The sequence below is a fragment of the Neisseria sp. P0024.S006 genome (assembly GCF_051956595.1).
Lineage (GTDB): Bacteria > Pseudomonadota > Gammaproteobacteria > Burkholderiales > Neisseriaceae > Neisseria.
Genome location: NZ_JBQCXH010000070.1, coordinates 1 through 441, shown reverse-complemented (window position 1 = coordinate 441; position 441 = coordinate 1). Strand labels below are relative to the sequence as shown.

The following is a 441-nucleotide window of genomic DNA, read 5'->3' as shown; positions in this document are numbered from 1 at the left end:
GACTACTCGGGTATCTAATCCCGTTCGCTCCCCACGCTTTCGCACCTGAGCGTCAGGCTAATGCCAGGGTGCCGCTTTCGCCACTGGTATTCCTCCCGATATCTACGCATTCCACCACTACACCGGGAATTCTACACCCCTCTCATCGCCTCAAGCTCGCCAGTCTCCAACGACCCCTCCCGGTTAAGCCGAGAGATTTCACGTCAGACTTAGCGCGCCGCCTGCGTGCGCTTTACGCCCAGTAATTCCGGATAACGCTTGTCACCTACGTATTACCGCGGCTGCTGGCACGTAGTTAGCCGTGACTTATTCTCGGGGTACCGTCCTTCCTCTTCCCCCGTAAAAGGAGTTTACAACCCTAAGGCCTTCATCATTCACGCGGCATTGCTGGATCAGGCTTGCGCCCATTGTCCAATATTCCCCACTGCTGCCACCCGTAGG

General features: G+C 56.7%; 1 rRNA gene. It reads right to left on the bottom strand.

The window, feature by feature from the left end:
• Window positions 1-441, bottom strand: a 16S ribosomal RNA gene (locus ACTHUF_RS11320); the annotation flags it as partial.